At 67.8% G+C, this 17,005-nt stretch carries 14 protein-coding genes; 13 read left to right on the top strand and 1 reads right to left on the bottom strand.

Annotated features, from left to right (window positions below; all coding sequences use genetic code 11):
• Positions 1–62 precede the first annotated feature (62 nt).
• From ABD210_RS30570 to ABD210_RS30550, 5 genes are all read left to right on the top strand, one after another.
• Positions 63–2,609: an MXAN_6230/SCO0854 family RING domain-containing protein gene (locus ABD210_RS30570; protein WP_344116268.1), complete on the top strand. Its 2,547-nt coding sequence runs from the start codon at positions 63–65 to the stop codon at positions 2,607–2,609.
• A gap of 89 nt (positions 2,610–2,698) precedes the next feature.
• Positions 2,699–2,998 (top strand): hypothetical protein, encoded by a 300-nt coding sequence (locus ABD210_RS30565; protein ID WP_344116266.1) that lies wholly within the window; start codon positions 2,699–2,701, stop codon positions 2,996–2,998.
• Positions 2,995–4,719 (top strand): amidase, encoded by a 1,725-nt coding sequence (locus ABD210_RS30560; RefSeq protein ID WP_344116263.1) that lies wholly within the window; start codon positions 2,995–2,997, stop codon positions 4,717–4,719. Before ABD210_RS30565 ends, ABD210_RS30560 begins: the two co-directional genes overlap by 4 nt.
• A gap of 268 nt (positions 4,720–4,987) precedes the next feature.
• Complete coding sequence (locus tag ABD210_RS30555) at positions 4,988–5,488, top strand: hypothetical protein (RefSeq protein WP_344116261.1); 501 nt, start codon at positions 4,988–4,990, stop codon at positions 5,486–5,488.
• A gap of 131 nt (positions 5,489–5,619) precedes the next feature.
• Positions 5,620–6,603 (top strand): type IV toxin-antitoxin system AbiEi family antitoxin domain-containing protein, encoded by a 984-nt coding sequence (locus tag ABD210_RS30550; RefSeq protein WP_344116260.1) that lies wholly within the window; start codon positions 5,620–5,622, stop codon positions 6,601–6,603.
• Between the two features lie 107 nt (positions 6,604–6,710).
• On the opposite strand, the gene ABD210_RS30545 is transcribed toward ABD210_RS30550, so the two are convergent.
• Complete coding sequence (locus ABD210_RS30545) at positions 6,711–7,460, bottom strand: FadR/GntR family transcriptional regulator (RefSeq protein WP_344116258.1); 750 nt, start codon at positions 7,458–7,460, stop codon at positions 6,711–6,713.
• Between the two features lie 220 nt (positions 7,461–7,680).
• On the opposite strand from ABD210_RS30545, the gene ABD210_RS30540 reads away from it, so the two are divergent.
• The 8 genes from ABD210_RS30540 to ABD210_RS30505 are packed head-to-tail and all read left to right on the top strand — an operon-like array spanning position 7,681 to position 16,638.
• Positions 7,681–9,192: an ABC transporter substrate-binding protein gene (locus ABD210_RS30540; protein WP_344116257.1), complete on the top strand. Its 1,512-nt coding sequence runs from the start codon at positions 7,681–7,683 to the stop codon at positions 9,190–9,192.
• Between the two features lie 30 nt (positions 9,193–9,222).
• On the top strand, positions 9,223–10,173 hold the full coding sequence (locus ABD210_RS30535; RefSeq protein WP_344116255.1) for an ABC transporter permease: 951 nt from the start codon (positions 9,223–9,225) through the stop codon (positions 10,171–10,173).
• On the top strand, positions 10,170–10,988 hold the full coding sequence (locus ABD210_RS30530) for an ABC transporter permease (RefSeq protein WP_344116253.1): 819 nt from the start codon (positions 10,170–10,172) through the stop codon (positions 10,986–10,988). The genes ABD210_RS30535 and ABD210_RS30530 overlap by 4 nt, the downstream gene beginning before the upstream one ends.
• Entirely contained in the window at positions 10,985–12,040 is a 1,056-nt protein-coding gene (locus ABD210_RS30525) for an ABC transporter ATP-binding protein (RefSeq protein WP_344116251.1), read from the top strand. The genes ABD210_RS30530 and ABD210_RS30525 overlap by 4 nt, the downstream gene beginning before the upstream one ends.
• Positions 12,033–12,893 (top strand): ATP-binding cassette domain-containing protein, encoded by an 861-nt coding sequence (locus ABD210_RS30520; protein WP_344116249.1) that lies wholly within the window; start codon positions 12,033–12,035, stop codon positions 12,891–12,893. The genes ABD210_RS30525 and ABD210_RS30520 overlap by 8 nt, the downstream gene beginning before the upstream one ends.
• A gap of 49 nt (positions 12,894–12,942) precedes the next feature.
• Positions 12,943–14,397: an aldehyde dehydrogenase family protein gene (locus ABD210_RS30515; protein WP_344116248.1), complete on the top strand. Its 1,455-nt coding sequence runs from the start codon at positions 12,943–12,945 to the stop codon at positions 14,395–14,397.
• 13 nt (positions 14,398–14,410) lie between these two features.
• Positions 14,411–15,232, top strand: a complete 822-nt coding sequence (locus ABD210_RS30510) for an SDR family NAD(P)-dependent oxidoreductase (RefSeq protein ID WP_344116246.1) — start codon at positions 14,411–14,413, stop codon at positions 15,230–15,232.
• 20 nt (positions 15,233–15,252) lie between these two features.
• Positions 15,253–16,638, top strand: a complete 1,386-nt coding sequence (locus tag ABD210_RS30505) for an amidase (RefSeq protein ID WP_344116244.1) — start codon at positions 15,253–15,255, stop codon at positions 16,636–16,638.
• The last annotated feature ends 367 nt before the right edge of the window (positions 16,639–17,005 follow it).

Genomic DNA, 17,005 nt, shown 5'->3' with positions numbered 1-17,005 from the left:
AGCGCGTTCGCTCTCCGCCCCTGGCATCTCAGTCCGAATGGGATCGCCTGGGGAGGACCTCGATGCCGGAGACACTGGCCGCGGTGCTGCTGCGCCGCCGGAGGTTGGTCGACGCTGTCCGCCTCACCCCGCCCGTACGCCGCTCCGCTTGGCAGTGGCTCCGCCATCCCCTGACGACGCCGGCTGGGCTGGCTGCGTTGCAGGCAGAGCTGATCCAGCGAGGCTTCCTGTTGTCGGCGTCTCTTTACCGGCACTGCGCAGGCCTCAGCCCGTTCGCGCTGACGGGCTTCGGCCGGACTCTGCTCGACTTGCTCGACACCGAGTCGGGGACGAAGGCCGAGCTGGTGCCGCTGTTCCGCGGATTCCCGGAGAGCGTGCCCGGCAACACCGAGACCTTCTATATCGACAGGATGTTTGCGCGCATGCTGCAGGAGCCGGAGCAGCCGTGCGTGCTGTGCGGTGAGACAAGCACAGTGCAGGCGGTCTCGCCGTGTGCGCACCTGGTGTGCCGCTCGTGCTGGGACGGCTCCGACTTCAGTGCCTGCCCGATCTGCCTCCGCCAACTCGATCCCGACGACCCGTTCCTCGAGCCTTCGAATGACGAGGTTGCCAGCCGGGCGGACGCTGCGCGCCTGCAGTTGCTGACACTCGCGCCAGCGGACGCTGCTGCAAGCATGGTCACGGACCTGCTGGCACGCCGTGCGCCGCTGTCCGTCGTCGATCGCGCCGATCTCAAGGCACTTCTGGTCGACCCTTCCTGGCTGCCTGACGTGATCCCCGTTCGTGAAACCCGCGCGGTGGCCCTCGCCGCTTTGCTGCCGGACCACCCTGAGCTGATCGACGACCTCGTAGAGACCGCCACGGACGCGCTGCGCCTGCTGTATGCGCTGATGGAGGCCGATCCCGGCCTGCGCACTCCTCCCGTACGCCGTCGATCCCTGCCGCGCGCGATCCGTCGGATGGTGCTGGCCCGGCTGAATCGGATGCCGGTCGGGTCGCTCGTCGAGGACCTGCTGCGGCATGCCCACGCCTGGAAGCGGATCGGGGAAAACCTGCACCCGTTCGAGTTCGCGTCCACCTATCCCGTGGCAGCGCTGGCTTTCGCAGTTGTCCGCGGTACGACGCTGGACAGCTCGAGTCCGGCTGGTCGTGCAGTGCTGAGCGAGGCGACTCGTCACCCCGAGGTCAGGCTGGAGGACGGCCGACTCGTGCTGAGCACCTTCGCCGGCCGGGTCGAGAGCGCCTTCGCCTATGGCCGGCCAGGGCTCGCGCTGGAACTGCTGCGGCAACGTCCGGGCGACCTGGTCCGCCGACTCGTCCAACTGGCTCGGGCATTGCCGGTTGACACGCGCGGCTCGTTGGTCGAGGCGCTCGCGACAGCTGTGTCCGACGTATCGCCGGTCGTGCTGACTGCGGCGCTCGGCCAGGTCCGGACACCGCCGGGGGACCTGCGCCTGTTCTTCCCCCGCGGTGGAACCACCCGGATCTGGACCGCCGTGGATGAGCGCGAGCCTCTTCCTTCAGAACTCGCCGCCACGCTGTCCGGCGTACTGACCAACGAATTGTTGCGTCGGGCAACAGCCTTGCCGAGGGTGCGGAGGGCCTTCCTGGATGAGGAGTTGTCGCGGTTGGTTGCTCCTGGTTCCGAGCGGAGTTCGTCGTCGACACTGCGGCGGATGACCCGGGGGAGCGTGCAGCCGATCGGGGATGACGACCTGCTCCGGCTGTTCCTGCACTGGGTGGAGCCGGCCGGGCAGCGCGTCGATCTGGATCTGGCCGTGGCGGTGTTCGACAACGAGTGGGCGTTCGTCGGGTTGTGCGATCCCACGCGGCTGCGGTTCGACCAGGACGCGATGGTGCACTCGGGAAACCTGACCTCGGGGCGCGGCCCGCGCGGCGCGACGGAGTACGTCGATCTCGATCTGCGAGCGTTGCGCAGAGTCGGCGGGCGGTATGTGCTGCCGGTCGTGTTCAGCTTCACCAACGTTTCGTTCGAGGCGTTGGAGCGCGGGTTCATCGGGCTGCTGCGGGAGCCGTCGGAGCTGTTCGATCCGGCGGCCGTGGAGGACCGGTTCGAGCTGACCGGGACGGCGAAGGCGCTGCTGCCGTTCGGCATCGACCTGCAGAACAAGGAGCTCCGCTGGTACGACGTGAACCTCCGCGCGGCCGGTTTCGGCAACAGCCTCGCTCGTCATGCCGGCCAGGTCGCGCTGATGGCCGCAACCCTCGAGGAGGTCCACGGAGCCGGTGATCGCGTGAGCCTCTGGGAGCTTTGCTGCTGGCATGCTGCCGCGCGGACCGGTGAGGTGGTCGTGCGGTGTGCCGACGGGTCGGTGGTCGGCTACCTGCGCGGCGAATCCGAAGGGGTCGGCGCCTTCGCCCGGCGTCTGACCGCGCGGTTGGAGCCCGATCGCTACTGGGATCTCGACGCGGCGAGCCGAGCTGATTTCGTCGCGGTGATCACCGGTGACATCGACCCGAAGGCGGGGGCGGAGGTCTACGCCCTTCACCCGCGCCTGCTCGACCCGGGCAGTGTCCACCTCATCGACGCTCCTCACCTCCTCAGCACTCTGGCACCAGATGCGCGCGCCCGGTTGACGACGGCTTAACTTCGCTGCGACATCAGCGAAATGTGAGGACACACATGTCGTGACATAAAGGTCTGCAGTCTTCCGCCATAGACCTTTGAGGAGTACTGGTGAGCCTCACCCCACCCACCGACGCGGAGCTGGACGTGATGATCCGCGCGCGTCTGGCATCCATCGGCATCGACCTCGATCAACTCCCCGCCGGCACCGCCGCCGATCCGGAGACCGGCAGCCCGGGCCGCGACACAGCACTGGCCGGCCTGCGCAGTTTCGTCCGGACGACGATCGTGCCGCTCGCCGCCTACCAGTTCGCGGTCACCGGCCCGGACGCTGACAAGGCCGCCCTGGCCCAACAGGTTTCCCCGCCCTCGCTCTTCCCCTCCATCGACATCAAGCGGCAGGCACGGTGAGCGCCCCGGCGAACATCTCGGCGTCGGCCACCGGCAACACGCCGGCGACCTCGACGGCGGAGTCCGACCAGCCGATGGACACCCGCGTCGATCGGCGGTCCTTCCTCTATCGCGTAGGCGCACTGGCCGCCGCGGCCACCGTCGGCACCGTGGCTCTTCCTGCCGTCGCCTACGCGGGTCCGCAGGGTCAGACGCTGTCCACCGCTGACGTCTCCGTACCCGTCCGGCCGGAGGCGATCGCCGATGTCAGTGAGCTGACCATCGCCGAGGCGGCCACGCTCATCAAGGCCGGGAAGCTGCGGCCCGAGAAGTTGCTGGAGGCGTATCTCGACCGAATCGGCGCCTTCGACTCCACCTACCAAGCCTTCAACGTGGTGCTCGCTGACGAGGCGCTCGCCCGGGCCCGCGCGCTCGGCCGTTCCCGCGGCGGTGCCCTGCACGGCATCCCGTTGGCGATCAAGGACAACTACTACACGCGCGGAATCCCGACGACGGCGAACTCCTACCTGTTCGAGAAGTTCGCGCCGCCCTTCGACGCGACGGCCGTCCAGCGCCTGACCGCGGCCGGCGGCATCGTCCTCGGCAAGACCCAGATGGGCCCACTCGCCACGACTCGCGCGACCACGCCAGATGGGCGGATCACCACAGTCAACGCCTGGACGCCGGCGGATCCGTCGACCGATCCCGGCGGTTCGTCCTCCGGCTCGGCGACCGCGGTCGCATCCCGGATGGCGACCTCGGCCGTCGGAACGCAGACCGGCGGCTCGATCACCGCGCCGTCGAACGCGCAGAACCTGACCGGCCTCAAGCCCACGATGGGCCGCGTCTCGCTGCACGGCATCGTTCCGCTGAGCTACACCCGCGACCACCCCGGCCCGTTGGCCAGGGACGCCAAGGACGCGGCGATCATGCTGACCGCGATGGCAGGCGAAGATCCGAACGACCCCCGCACGCAAGGCCTACCGCCGGTCCCGGACCTGATCACCGCCGCCACACCTGTACTGCGGGGTCGCAAGGTGCGGGTGCGTTGGCGGACCAGGATCGGCGTGATCCCGGGCTACACCTCGGGGACGACGGAGGTCGCCGCGGCACGTCAGGCCGCGCTGAACGCCCTCGCCCAGGTGGAGGACCTGCAGGTCGTCAACGTGACCCTGCCGGACGAGTGGGACGTCCTGACCAACGCTGCCTTCAACAACGTCCGGTTGCCCGAGCGCAGCGAGGTCTTCCTGCCGATGCTGCGTTCCGACCTTCGCGGCTTCGGGGTCTCCGTGACCGGCTGGCTGCAGGGCGCGCTGCTCGGGGCCGACGAGTACCTGCTTGGCCAACGAGCGAAGGTCCTGCTCCTGCAGCGCGTGCTGGATGACCTTTTCGAACAGTGCGACGTGGTGGTCCAAACCAGCCCGAACCCGTTCGACTCGATCGGACTACCCGAGCTCGCGTTGCCGATCGGCTTCACGGCCAAGGGTGTGCCGATCGGGACGATCCTCGGCGGCAAGCCCTTCGGGGAGGACCGCCTGCTCGCGGTCGCCGCGGCGTACCAGGCCCTGACCGATTGGCACCACCGCCGCCCGGCGGACCCAGCCGGCGTACCGCTGGCCAAGACCGGCACCGACTCGACCGCCAAGGCTGACACCAGGCGTGCCACCGGTCGGGTGCAGGCGCAAGCTGTCCAGGACCGCGGTCGGCTCCACGCCCACGAGATCCCGGACCTGATGCAGTAAGTCGGACCGTCGCGGCGCGAATCTGGTCGAGCAGGGCCGAGGTGACCAGCTCAAAGGGTTGCAGGTCCTGCTCGGCTCGCGCGATCACGACGGCACCTTCGCTGGCCGCCAGCACCGCCGCCCGTGTGGTCCGAGTTCAGGTCATCACGCCGCCGTGCCGCGTTAGAGCGCTGATAGAGATTTGACATTCCTGTGATTTCGTCGCGGTTTGTTGCTCCGCTGGGTACTGACTGGGGTTACAAAGGAAGTGTCGGCGAAGGGAGCCACGATGACGTACGACGTGGTGGTGCTCATCGAGCGGGAGATGAGTGAGGGCGACGCACGCCGCGTGGCCGCCCTGCATGCAAGGCACGAAGAAGTGGTGGACTACCACCTGCTCATCTCGAGCCATCCAACCGAGGGGATCGGCGGCCCGATGGCGCTGCTCGGCTCCAGTTTCGCGGACGTCGCGGGCCTGACCTCGGCGACGACCTCAGCCCGTACGACGACCGCGACGGCGCTGGCGGATCCGGCCAAGGACCTGGCCTCGGTGATCGAACACAGTTCGCGAAGGCTCCGCGGTCTGAACGACTGCCGGGTGAACGTCTCGATCACCCACGGCGAGGTGCTCCTCGCCCTCAAAACCCTGGTGACGAGCACACACAGCGAAGAGGTCGTCGTGGTCGCGTGGCCCGAGACGGCGGCCGCTTTCGTCTGCTCCGACTGGACCAAACGAGCCCGCCAATTCCTCAAGGTCCCCCGAGTCCGAGTCCTCGAACACGACACCTGAGCCGCTACCGCCTTCTTCGCCCGCCAGCGCCTTGCAAGCCGCCAGCGGGCGAAGAAACAGTGTTCGGTGCCTTATCCACAGGCAGGCAAAGGCAAGCCCGTCGGACGCTCGGTTGCGGCATCTTCTCTGGCATGAACATGAGACTGGCTGCGACGGCGGCAAAGCGAGGTGGCTGGTTCGACCGCTTGGACGCGCTGGCGGCCGGCTATACCGATGACGAGATCGGGCGGCGCGTCCGCGAGGGCAGATGGGTGCGGCTGTGCCGTGGCGCCTATGCAGAACTGGGATCCGACGACGAATCGCGACCGCCATGGGAGCGAGCGATCTGGCGACACGTCCGAGCTGCGAGGGCGGTCTACCACCGGCTCGGCGGCCGCGCTGTCGTGAGCCATCAATCAGCGTTGCTGCTGCATGGGATCGAGGTGTCCGATCTCGACCTGAACCGTGTCCATGTCACCAGGCTGGCCGGACCTGGCAGATCCGGCGATGCTGTCTGCCAGCACGCCGCTCGACCTCCAGTGGTCGATCCGGTCGTGGTTGATCGCGTTCAGATGACCCCCGGTCCACGATCGGTGGTTGAGGCGATCCGCTCCACGTCGTACTCGGTCGCAGTTTCGGTCGTGGACAAGGCACTGCGGCAGGGCATCGCAACAGCCGACCAGCTATCAGACGCGCTGCAGCTCTTCAGTCATCGGACCGGAATCAGGACGGCTGCGAAAGCCGTGACCTTTGGCGACGGCCGGTCCGAATCGGTCGGCGAGTCGCGGCTCAGGGTGCTACTGGCCGATCTCGGCTTGCCCGCGCCGGTCTTGCAGGCCGAGATCTGGGACCATGCCGGCTGTCTGGTGGCGCGGGTCGACTTCCTGCTCGCGCGCTGGGGCGTGATCGTCGAGTTCGATGGTGCGCTCAAGTACGCGGGCAGCGGGGCGGATGCGCTGATCGCGGAGAAGGCACGCGAGGACAGGCTTCGCGACCTCGGCTACGAGGTGGTGCGGGTGACGTGGGCCGATCTTGGGCATCCCGTCGACCTGGTCGCCCGGATCCGCCGCGCGATCGAGCGCTCGCACCACCGACGCGCCCCAATAGCGGGTTCCTCGTCCGCTAGCGCCGTGTAAGCCGCCAGCGGACGAGAAACCCGCCAGCGGCCGCCGTGGGTGCCGCGGTGCGCGCCGGCCGCAGCCCTGCAGCCGCCGGGCCCAGCGGCCGGCGGGCGTGGGTGGGGTCAGTCGTCGAGGAGGGCTTGGAGGTGGGGTTGGTCGGGGGTGGGGACGTAGGTGGCGTAGTAGTCGTAGAGGTTTTGGCGGGCTATCCGGGCGGCCGCGTGACCGTCGCCCGCGCGGATCGCCTCGACCACCTCGGTGTGGTGCTGCAGTGATTCGAGCATCAGCGCTCGGCTGTTCGTCGCGTGCGAGACCTTGTCGGCGATCAGCCCGAGTACGACGCCCCGGACCACCTCGTTGCAGACCTGGATCAGCGAGTTCCGGCTGACCCGCGCCACCGCCTCGTGGAACGCCACATCCGCTTCGCTGAACGCGTCGAAGTCCACGTCGATCGCCTCGCGCATCGCGACCAGCGTCTGCTCCATCTCGGCGAGTTGCTCGTCGGTCCGCAGCCGCGACGCGAGCTGGATCGCCGCGCCGTCCATGATCATCCGGAAGCCGATCAGCTCGCTCAAACTCAGCTCGTCCACGCGCGCGAGCCGCACCATCTGCTTGCGCAGCGCGCTCTGCGAGTACGGCAGAATCTCCGGCCCCTTGGGATCGCCCGGCCGCGACCGGACCACGCCGTTGCTCTCGAGCACCCGCAGCGCCTCGCGAACAGTCGACCGGCTCACCGCGAACTGAGTGACGAGCTCGCGCTCGCTAGGCAGTCGCTGGCCGGGGGAGAGGTCGCCCCGCGCAAGCGCCTCCTCGACCTGCTCGACGATCCGCTCGTACGCGCGCACCGGCTGCACCGGCTGGAACTGCGGCACCCCGCACCCCCTCCCGTACTACGGGCCCGTGGTTGAGGTCGGCTGATCGCTTGACAGGCCCCTGAGTACGGACAAACCTAGTGCCCTATTACTACCTAGTCCACTGGTCCGACCAGTTAGTGGGCCCGGATCCGCCGGCTTCGGCGGTGCGGTGGGCGGGGTATCAGGTGGGCAGGGCATGATCGGCGGAACGAAACAGTCGGCGCATGGAGGATCTCGCGTGAACACGTACCTCACCCGGGCGGTCGCGCTCGCCGGTTCAGCCGCGATGCTGCTCGTCGCCGCGTGCTCGGCGGGCTCCGGCTCGTCGTCGGGCTCTTCCACAGGCGCCAGCCAGTCGCTGTCGATCGGCCTGGTCGCCGAGCCGGCCAGCCTCGACTTCACCACCACTGACGGTGCCGCGATCCCGCAAGCGCTGCTGACCAACGTCTACGAGGGTCTCGTCAAGCAGGACGAGACCGGCAAGATCGTGCCGGACCTGGCGAAATCGTGGACCGTCTCGCCGGACCGGAAGACGTACACGTTCGAGCTGGTGGACAACGCGAAGTTCACCAACGGTGCCGCGTTCACCGCGGCCGATGCCGTCTTCAGCATCAACCGGGTGAAGTCGGACTGGACCACCTCGCTCAAGGCGGCCATGGACGTAGTACAGGAGGCCAAGGCGGTCTCGCCGGCGCAGCTCCAGGTGACGTTGAGCAAGCCGAGCAACGACTGGTTGTTCCGGATGACCACCCGGATCGGAGCGATGTTCTCCCAGACCGGCGTGGACAAGCTCGCCACGAACCCGGTCGGCACCGGCCCGTACAAGTTCGGCTCGTGGAAGCGCGGCGACTCGATCGTGCTGCAGCGCAACGACGGCTACTGGGGAACCAAGCCGTTCTTCAACCAGGTCACGCTGAAGTACTTCAAGGACCCGACCGCGCTGAACAACGCGCTGCTGACCGGCACGATCAACGTGATCGGCACTGTGCAGGCGCCGGAAGCCCTCAGCCAGTTCACCAGCAACACCAAGTACCAGGTGATCGAGGGGACGACCAACGGCGAGGTCGTGCTGTCCTTCAACAACTCGAAGCCTGTGTTCAAGGACCTCCGGGTCCGGCAGGCGATCCGGATGGCGATCGACCACAAGGCCTTGCTGGACACGTGTTTCGCCGGTCGCGGCAAGCTGATCGGCAGCATGGTTCCGCCGACCGACCCCTGGTACGAAGACCTCACCGGGATCGCGCCCTACGATCAGGCTAAGGCCAAGTCGATGCTGCAAGCCGCGGGTGCGACGGGCGCGACGCTGCGGTTGCGACTGCCGACGTTGCCCTACGCGGTCTCTTGCGGCCAGGTCGTGAAGAGCCAGCTGGAGCAGGTCGGGCTGAAGGTGAAGATCGACCAACTCGAGTTCCCGGCCGCCTGGCTGACCACGGTCTTCAAGAACGCTGACTACGAGATGTCGATCATCTCGCACGTCGAACCGCGCGACCTCGGCGCTGTCTTCAGCCCGAAGTACTACACCCGGTACGACGATCCCACGCTGCAGCAACTGCTCGCCGCAGCGGACGCGGGCGACGAGGCGGCTCAGGTCGCGAACATGAAGAAGGCGGCCCGGCGCATCTCGGAGCAGGCCGCCGCGGACTGGCTCTTCCTGCTTCCGAACCTGATCGTCGCGGACAAGAACCTCACCGGCCTGCCGACCAACGCGATCGCCGAGTCCTTCGACCTCTCCCGCCTGGGCCGTTCTTGAGCCTGCTGACCCCGAGGTGAGACAAGCCCGATGATCCTCCGCCTGATCGAGCGCTCGGCTGTGCTGCTGGTCAGCCTTGTGGTGAGCTCGGTGCTGGTGTTCGGGTTCATGGCCGTGCTGCCCGGCGATCCCGCCCGAGTTGCTCTTGGAGTGAACGCGTCCGACGAGGCGGTGCGGCAACTCCGTCAGCAGTTCGGGTTGGACCGGCCGCTGGCCACGCAGTACGGCGACTGGCTCGGCGGACTGCTGCGGGGCGACTTCGGCACGTCGTACGTGTCGAAAGCCGCTATCGGTCCGCAGATCGTCGACCGCTTCCAAGTGACGCTCTGGCTGGTTGTCACCGGCATGATCGTCGCTCTGGTCGTCGCTGTTCCGGCCGGCACGGTGATGGCTGCACGGCATCGCAAGATCTCCGGGCTCGCGCTGTCTGCGATCTCGCAGCTTGGCGTCGCTGTGCCGGCGTTCCTCGCGGGCATCCTGCTGATCATGCTGTTCGCGGTGAAGCTGGGCTGGCTGCCCGCGAACGGGTGGACGCCGCCGGCCGAGGATCCGGGGATGTTCCTTCGCCAGTTGATCCTTCCGGCGTTGTCGCTCGGGCTGGTGCAGGGCGCAGTACTGACCCGCTATGTCCGCAGTGCTGTATTAGATGTGTTGCGGGAGGACTACCTGCGGACCGCTCGCGCGAAGGGTTTGCGGCCGTTCCCAGCTCTGTGGCGGCATGGCATCCGCAACGCGGCCGTTCCTGTCGTGACGGTTCTCGGTCTGCAACTCGCGACGCTGCTCATCGGCGCGGTCGTGGTCGAGCGGGTCTTCGTCATCCCCGGGCTCGGCAGCCTCCTCCTTGACGGCGTCTCGAACCGCGATCTCTTACTGGTTCAGGATGTCGTGATGGTGCTCGTCGTCGCCGTCCTGGTGGTCAACTTCCTCGTCGACCTCCTGTACGTCGCCCTGGATCCCCGGCTGCGGGTGGGTCCGCGATGAGGCGGCTCAATCCGAGTCTGGTGGTGGGCGGCTTCATCGTGCTGCTCATCGTTTTGACGGCGCTCGTCTCGTTCGTGTGGACGCCGTACGACGCGACGCTCGTGGATCCGGCGAGTCGGTTGGCCAAGCCGTCGTGGTCCCACTGGCTGGGGACGGACAAGTTCGGCCGGGACCTGATGAGCCAGATCATGGTCGGCTCGCGGACCACGTTGTTCGTCGGCCTGGTGGCGGTCGGGGTTGCTGCCGTGATCGGCGTACCGCTGGGGATTCTCGCCGCGATGAGCCGCCGTTGGGCGAGTGAGATCATCATGCGCGCGAACGACCTGCTGCTCGCGTTCCCCGCGTTGCTGCTGGCAATCATGTTCGGCGCGGTGTTCGGTGCGAGCACGTTGACGGCGATGATCGCGATCGGGATCGCCACCGTGCCGAGCTTTGCGCGGGTGATTCGCAGTGGTGCTTTGCAGGTGATGCGGACCGAGTACGTGCTGGCTGCTCGTGCGGCCGGTCGGCAGCCGTTCCCGATCGCGTTGCGGCATGTGCTGCCGAACGTGACGAGCCTGATCACTGTCCAGGCCTCGGTGTCGTTCGCGATCGCCGTACTCGCCGAGGCAGCGCTCTCCTTCCTGGGCTACGGGACTCCGCCGCCCACGCCTTCGTGGGGGCGGATGCTGCAGGAGAGCCAGGAGTTCCTCTTCAGCGCGCCGCGGCTCGCGGTGTTCCCCGGCGTCGCGATCGCCATCGCAGTACTGGGCTTCAACCTGCTAGGTGACGGCCTGCGCGACCGGTTCGACCCGAAGCTGGAGGACCGGCGATGAGCGATGTCCTCACAGTGCAAGGGCTGACGGTGTCGGTGCGCGACAAGACCCTGGTGCACGACGTCGACCTGACCGTCGGGCCGGGGGAGCGGGTCGGGCTGATCGGGGAGTCAGGATCCGGGAAATCGCTCACTGCGCTCGCTATCTTGGGGTTGCTGCCGGAGGATGTGCACGCGCGCGGCTCGGTCCGGTTGACGGGTGTGGACCACGAGCTGATCGGCGCGGCCGAGCGACGGTTGTCACGCGTCCGCGGCCGTGACCTGGCGATGGTCTTCCAGGAACCGATGACGGCTCTGAACCCGACCATGCGCGTGGGTGACCAGGTTGCCGAAGCGATGCTGATCCACGGCACGATCTCGGGTCGGCGTGCTGCCCGAGCCGCTGCTTCCTCGCTCCTCGACCGAGTCCAGCTTGACGGCGTCGCGCGGGCTTATCCGCATCAGCTGTCTGGTGGCCAACGGCAACGAGTTGTGGTGGCAATCGCCTTGGCCAACGACCCCGCGCTCTTGATCTGCGACGAGCCCACGACGGCGCTGGATGTCACCGTCCAAGCGATGGTCCTCGACCTCATCATGCAGGGCGTCACTGCCCGCGAATCCGCGCTGCTCTTCATCACTCACGACCTCGCCGTGGTCGCCACCGTCTGCCAACGGGTCCTCGTCATGTACGGCGGCCGGGTGGTCGAGTCCGGCCCGGTCGAGGAGGTCTTCACCAACCCCCGCCACCGCTACACCCAAGGCCTGCTCGCTGCATCCGACCTCGAATCAGCAGACCGCCGCCTCCCCACTATCCCCGGCAACGTCCCGCCGGCCGGTCAGTTCCCCGACGGCTGCGTCTTCCGAACCCGCTGCGCCCACGCCACCGACCTTTGCGCCACCCTCCCACCTTGGACCGGCACTGCTTCGTCTGGCTTCGCCTGCCACCACCCGGCCGACGACAGAGGGTCCGCTGTGCCGAGGGTCGTCGCTTCAGCCCGCCAACCGGTCTCCTCAACTGCCGAACCCGCAGCGCCTACCGAGCCATCAACGTCAGCGGAGGCATCGGATGCGTGATCCCAAGCTCGATCAGCTGGCGCAGGCCCCTGTCATCCAGGTGACCAACGTCGTGCGCGACTACCCACGACCTCGTACGTCGTTGCTGCAAGCGGCGCCGGTCGTGCATGCTCTGCGCGGAGTCAGCCTCGAAGTACGTGCAGGCGAACGCTTCGGCATCGTCGGCGAATCCGGCTGCGGCAAGTCCACCCTCCTCCGCATCATCGCGGCCCTGGATCGTGCGACCTCGGGCCGGGTACTTGTCGAAGGCACCGACATCACCCGACTTCCGGAGCGCCGCCTGCGCTTCCTCCGCGAGAACCTCCAGCTCGTCTTCCAGGACCCGATGAGCTCACTCGATCCGCGGATGCGAGTCCGCGACATCATCGCCGAACCCCTCGTAGTACAAGGGCATCCAGCTTCGGGAGAGCGCGTTCGCGAGTTGCTCGAAGCGGTCGGCCTGTCCGCAGATGCCGGAGATCGTTATCCTCACCAGTTCTCCGGCGGCCAACGGCAACGCATCTCCATCGCCCGAGCTCTCGCACCGCGCCCCCGCATCCTGATCGCGGACGAACCAGTGAGCGCTCTCGACGTTTCTGTCCGGGCCCAGGTACTCAACCTCATCTCAGATCTGGTCGACGAACTGAACCTCACCCTGATCTTCGTCTCCCACGACCTGTCCGTGGTCAAGCACGTCTGCGACCGAGTCGCCGTCATGCACGCCGGCGAGATCGTAGAGAGCGGTTACACCGGCGACGTCTACGCCGCCCCCCGGCACCCGTACACCCGCCGCCTGGTTTCCGCCATCCCCACGCTCCACCGAGCCCTGGCCGGCACAACCACAACTGACCTACTCAAGGAGGACCCGACATGACCTCCTATCCCGCTGTTCTCCGCGCCGCTTCTTGCTCGGGTGCGACGAGATGAGCCGTTATCCAGCAGGCCTTCCGATCGGCGCCGGCTGGCTCGACGCACCGTCGACCGCTCCGGTCTATTTCCCGTACGACGGGTCGGTCGTGGCGGAGGCTCCGGTCGGGGATGCGGCGCTGGCTCGACAGGCACTCGACGTGGCGGTCGACTGTCGCGATCAGGTCGGGCGGTTGCCTTCGCACGTCCGCCGGGCTGCTCTCCAGGGAGCGCTCTCTGCCGTTTCCGAACAGCGCGACGCGTTCGTCGACCTCCTCGTACTGGAGACGGGCAAACCGCTCGTGGACTGCCGAGTAGAGATCGACCGAACTCTGCTCACGCTGCAGACTTCCGCAGAGGAAGTCGCGCGCCTCCACGGCGAAACGGTTCCCCTCGACCTGTTGCCGAGCGGTGACGGCTTGATGGGATTCTGGGTGCGGAAGCCGATCGGCGTCGTCATCGGCATCACCGGCTTCAACTACCCGCTGCTCCTCGCGTCCCACAAGCTCGCGCCCGCCTTGGCCGCCGGCTGCCCCGTCATCATCAAGCCCGCTCCCCAAACCCCCTTGGCCACGCTCTGGCTTGTCCACCTGATGCGCGAAGCTCTCGGCGCGGCCGGTGCGCCCGCTGAGGCAGTTCAACTTGTCACCGGGGGAGTAGACGTCGGCTCGACCCTCACCACCGACAGTCGAATCGGCGTGGTCTCCTTCACCGGCTCAGCCGCAGTCGGTCACCAGATCGCCCGAGACGCGGCACCGACGAAGGTGCTCCTCGAACTCGGCTCCAACTCCGCACTCGTTATAGCCGAGGACGCCGACCTGGACGCCGCGGCCGACGCCGTAGTACGCGGTGGTTATTACGCATCGGGCCAGGCCTGCATCTCGGTCCAGCGAGTCATCGCCGTCGACCCCGTCCGCGCAGCTTTCCTGGACAAGCTCCACCAGCGGTTGGAGTCCGTCGTGGTAGGCGATCCGCGCGATGAACGCACCCGCGTCTCCGCCTTGATCGATTCCCGCTCCACCGCCCGAGTCGACGACTGGATCTCCGAAGCCCTGACCGCCGGTGCCACCCTCGCCTACCCAACGGAAGCTAATCCGGGCGAGCCGCTCGGGCCAACTGTTTTGCTCGATGTGCCGTACGGGCAACTCGCCTGGGACGAGGAGATCTTCGGCCCGGTGATCGCGATCCGGTCGGTCCCCGACGTCGCGACGGCGTTCCGCGCCGTGAACGAATCCCGCTACGGCCTCCACGCCAGCGTCTTCACGTCGTCGTTGGAGACCGCCTTCGCCGCGATCGACCAGCTCGACGTCGGGGGAGTGGTGATCAACGAGGTCCCCGGCTTCCGCTCGGACGTCATGCCGTACGGCGGCGTCAAGGACTCCGGCACCGGCCGCGAGGGCCCCCGCTTCGCCATCGAGGAACTGACCACCACCCGGATGGCCATCATCCGCCCGACCCCCAAGCACTCATGAGGAGGCGCCGACCGTGAACGACCCAACGGGCAGGGACTACACGAGCCTGTTCCGCCTGGACGGGAAGCACGCCGTTGTGGTCGGAGCGGGCAGCGGCATCGGCCGGGAATCAGCCCTCGGGCTGGCAGCTCAAGGCGCCCGTGTCACCTGCGCAGACCGGGATCTCCCTGCGGCCGAGAAAACAGCCGCAGCTGGCAAGCACCTCTCTCACGAGGACGCGGCCGCACGGGGCAACCAGCTCACGGCGTACAGGCTGGATGTGTTGGACGAAGCAGCGATCACGAAGGCAGCCGCCGAACTCGGCGTTATAGACGTGCTCGTCTTCACCGCCGCAACCAACGTGCGAAAGCGGATCCTCGACTATAACGGCGAGGAGTTCGACCGGGTCGTGGCGCTCAACCTGCGCGCTTCGTTCGACCTCATCCGTGCCTTCGGCAAAGGCATGGCAGCCAGGGGACAGGGCAGCATCATCGGCTTCAGCTCGATCCGCGCGACCACTGTCGAGCCGGGCCAATCGGTGTACGCGGCAACCAAAGCCGGCCTCGTCCAACTCCTCCGCACAGCCGCGGCAGAACTCGGCCCCCAAGGCGTACGCGTGAACGCAATCGCCCCAGGCGTCGTCGAAACCCCGCTCACCGCGCAGATCAAGGCGGATCCAGCTTGGTACGACGCCTACGCCAAGAAGAGCGCACTCGGCCGCTGGGCAACCCCCGACGAGCTTGCAGGCGCCGTTGTCTACCTAGCGTCGGACGCCTCCTCGTTCGTCACAGGCAGCGTGCTGCAGGTCGATGGAGGCTGGACCGCCGTCGACGGCCGCTTCGACCCACCGAACTGACTCGTCAGGAGCTTATAAAGATGACCGAGAGCCTTGCCGACCTGACCGCCGTCGACCTCGTGTCTCGTTATAAGCAAGGCTCGCTGTCCCCGGTGGAGGTGATCGACGCCGTCCTGGCCCGCGTCGCATCACTCGAGCCCAAGCTCTGCGCGACCTATGCGCTCGACCCCGCTGCGGCACGCGCCGCAGCCCGCGAGTCGGAGTACAGGTGGTCCCGCGGTGAACCGGTGGGCCCGCTGGACGGCGTACCGATCACCATCAAAGAGAACATCGCCACCCGCGGCACCCCAGTGCCCCAAGGCACTGCGGCGACCGAGCTGATCCTTGCCACTGAAGACGCCCCGGCCGCAGCACGCCTCCGCGCGGCAGGCGCGGTGATCATCAGCAAGACCACGATGCCCGAATACGGCATGCTCTCGTCCGGCGTCTCCACCTTCCACCACCTCACGCGCAACCCCTGGGACCTCTCCCGTACTGCGGGCGGCTCGAGCGCGGGTGCTGCCGCAGCGGCCGCCGCCGGCTACGGCCCGATCCACATCGGCACAGACATCGGCGGCTCCATCCGCCTCCCAGCCGGCTGGTGCGGAGTAGTCGGCCTCAAACCAACCCACGGCCGCGTCGCCGTCGGAACGCCGTTCCCAGGCAGGGCAATCGGCCCCCTCACCCGTACTCCGGCCGACGCCGCGCTCGCGCTCTCCGTTATGACCGGCCCCGACCGCCGCGACCCAACCTCCCTGCCGCGCATCGCCGACAGCTATCACGAGATCTCCTCAGTCGAAGGCCTCCGAATCGGCCTCCTCCTCGATGCAGGCGTCGGCCTCCCAGTGGACCGCGAGGTCAGGGCAGCCGTCTCCTCAGCAGCCGCTCTCCTGGAGAGCGAAGGCGCCATCGTCGAACCGATCGCCCCGATCATCACCCGCGAGATGCTGGACGGCCTCGACCGCTTCTGGCGCGTACGCTCCGCCGCCGACATCAACGCCCTCCCCGAAGACCGCCGCGCCAAGGTCCTCCCGGAGATCCGCCGGTGGGTCTCCACCGCCACCGACCTCACCGCCTTCGAGGTCTTCGACGGCTTCTCCCAAATGGGCGCCATGGCCGCCGCAGTCGACGCTGCCTTCGCCACCTACGACTTCGTCCTGTCCCCAGTCGCACCCATCACGGCCTTCCCCGCAGAACTCGCCTACCCGACCGACGACCCGCTCAAGCCCTTCGAACACATCGCCTTCACCGTCCCGTACAACATGTCCGCCCATCCCGCCGCCACCGTCAACTGCGGCTACTCCACCACCGGCCTGCCCATAGGCCTCCAAATAGCCGCCCCCCGCTTCGCCGACCTCCCCACCCTCCGCCTGGCCGCCGCCTTGACCACCCTGCTGCCGCCCAACCGCCCCTGGCCGACTACGTGAGAAGGCTGGCCGCCAGGCCGCCAAGGTCCGGCTCGGCGGCATCATCCACGACTTCGTGATGCTCGACGCAGTCCGCGGCACCCGACCCGCCGGCCATTCCTCACTACCCGGCTGGACCCGCCGTATGGCCGGCATGATTTCGGCGGGTCGAGCCGGGTAGTGCCTCCGCTCCGGCGGGTCGTTCCGGGAGGTGGACAGCGCTCCGGCGGGTCGGTCCGGGAAGTCGCGCGGGCATCGGCGGTTCGAGCCGGGGGGTTGGGCGGCGCTGGCGGTTCGAGCCGGGGGGTTGGGTGGCGCTGGCGGGTCGAGCCGGGGGGTTGGGTGGCGCTGGCGGTTCGAGCCGGGGGGTTGGGTGGCGCTGGCGGTT

This window comes from Kribbella alba, from assembly GCF_039529635.1.
In the GTDB taxonomy this organism is placed as follows: domain Bacteria; phylum Actinomycetota; class Actinomycetes; order Propionibacteriales; family Kribbellaceae; genus Kribbella; species Kribbella alba.
The sequence above is the reverse complement of the archived record's forward strand: the minus strand, read 5'-3'. Positions and strand labels throughout refer to the sequence as shown.

Bases quoted from the DNA above. Each gene is read 5' to 3' on its own strand.
- ABD210_RS30505 (WP_344116244.1), top strand. From the start codon at position 15,253: ATGACCGAGAGCCTTGCCGACCTGACCGCCGTCGACCTCGTGTCTCGT.
- ABD210_RS30550 (WP_344116260.1), top strand. From the start codon at position 5,620: ATGAACATGAGACTGGCTGCGACGGCGGCAAAGCGAGGTGGCTGGTTC.
- ABD210_RS30520 (WP_344116249.1), top strand. From the start codon at position 12,033: ATGCGTGATCCCAAGCTCGATCAGCTGGCGCAGGCCCCTGTCATCCAG.
- ABD210_RS30555 (WP_344116261.1), top strand. From the start codon at position 4,988: ATGACGTACGACGTGGTGGTGCTCATCGAGCGGGAGATGAGTGAGGGC.
- ABD210_RS30570 (WP_344116268.1), top strand. From the start codon at position 63: ATGCCGGAGACACTGGCCGCGGTGCTGCTGCGCCGCCGGAGGTTGGTC.
- ABD210_RS30535 (WP_344116255.1), top strand. From the start codon at position 9,223: ATGATCCTCCGCCTGATCGAGCGCTCGGCTGTGCTGCTGGTCAGCCTT.
- ABD210_RS30530 (WP_344116253.1), top strand. From the start codon at position 10,170: ATGAGGCGGCTCAATCCGAGTCTGGTGGTGGGCGGCTTCATCGTGCTG.
- ABD210_RS30515 (WP_344116248.1), top strand. From the start codon at position 12,943: ATGAGCCGTTATCCAGCAGGCCTTCCGATCGGCGCCGGCTGGCTCGAC.
- ABD210_RS30525 (WP_344116251.1), top strand. From the start codon at position 10,985: ATGAGCGATGTCCTCACAGTGCAAGGGCTGACGGTGTCGGTGCGCGAC.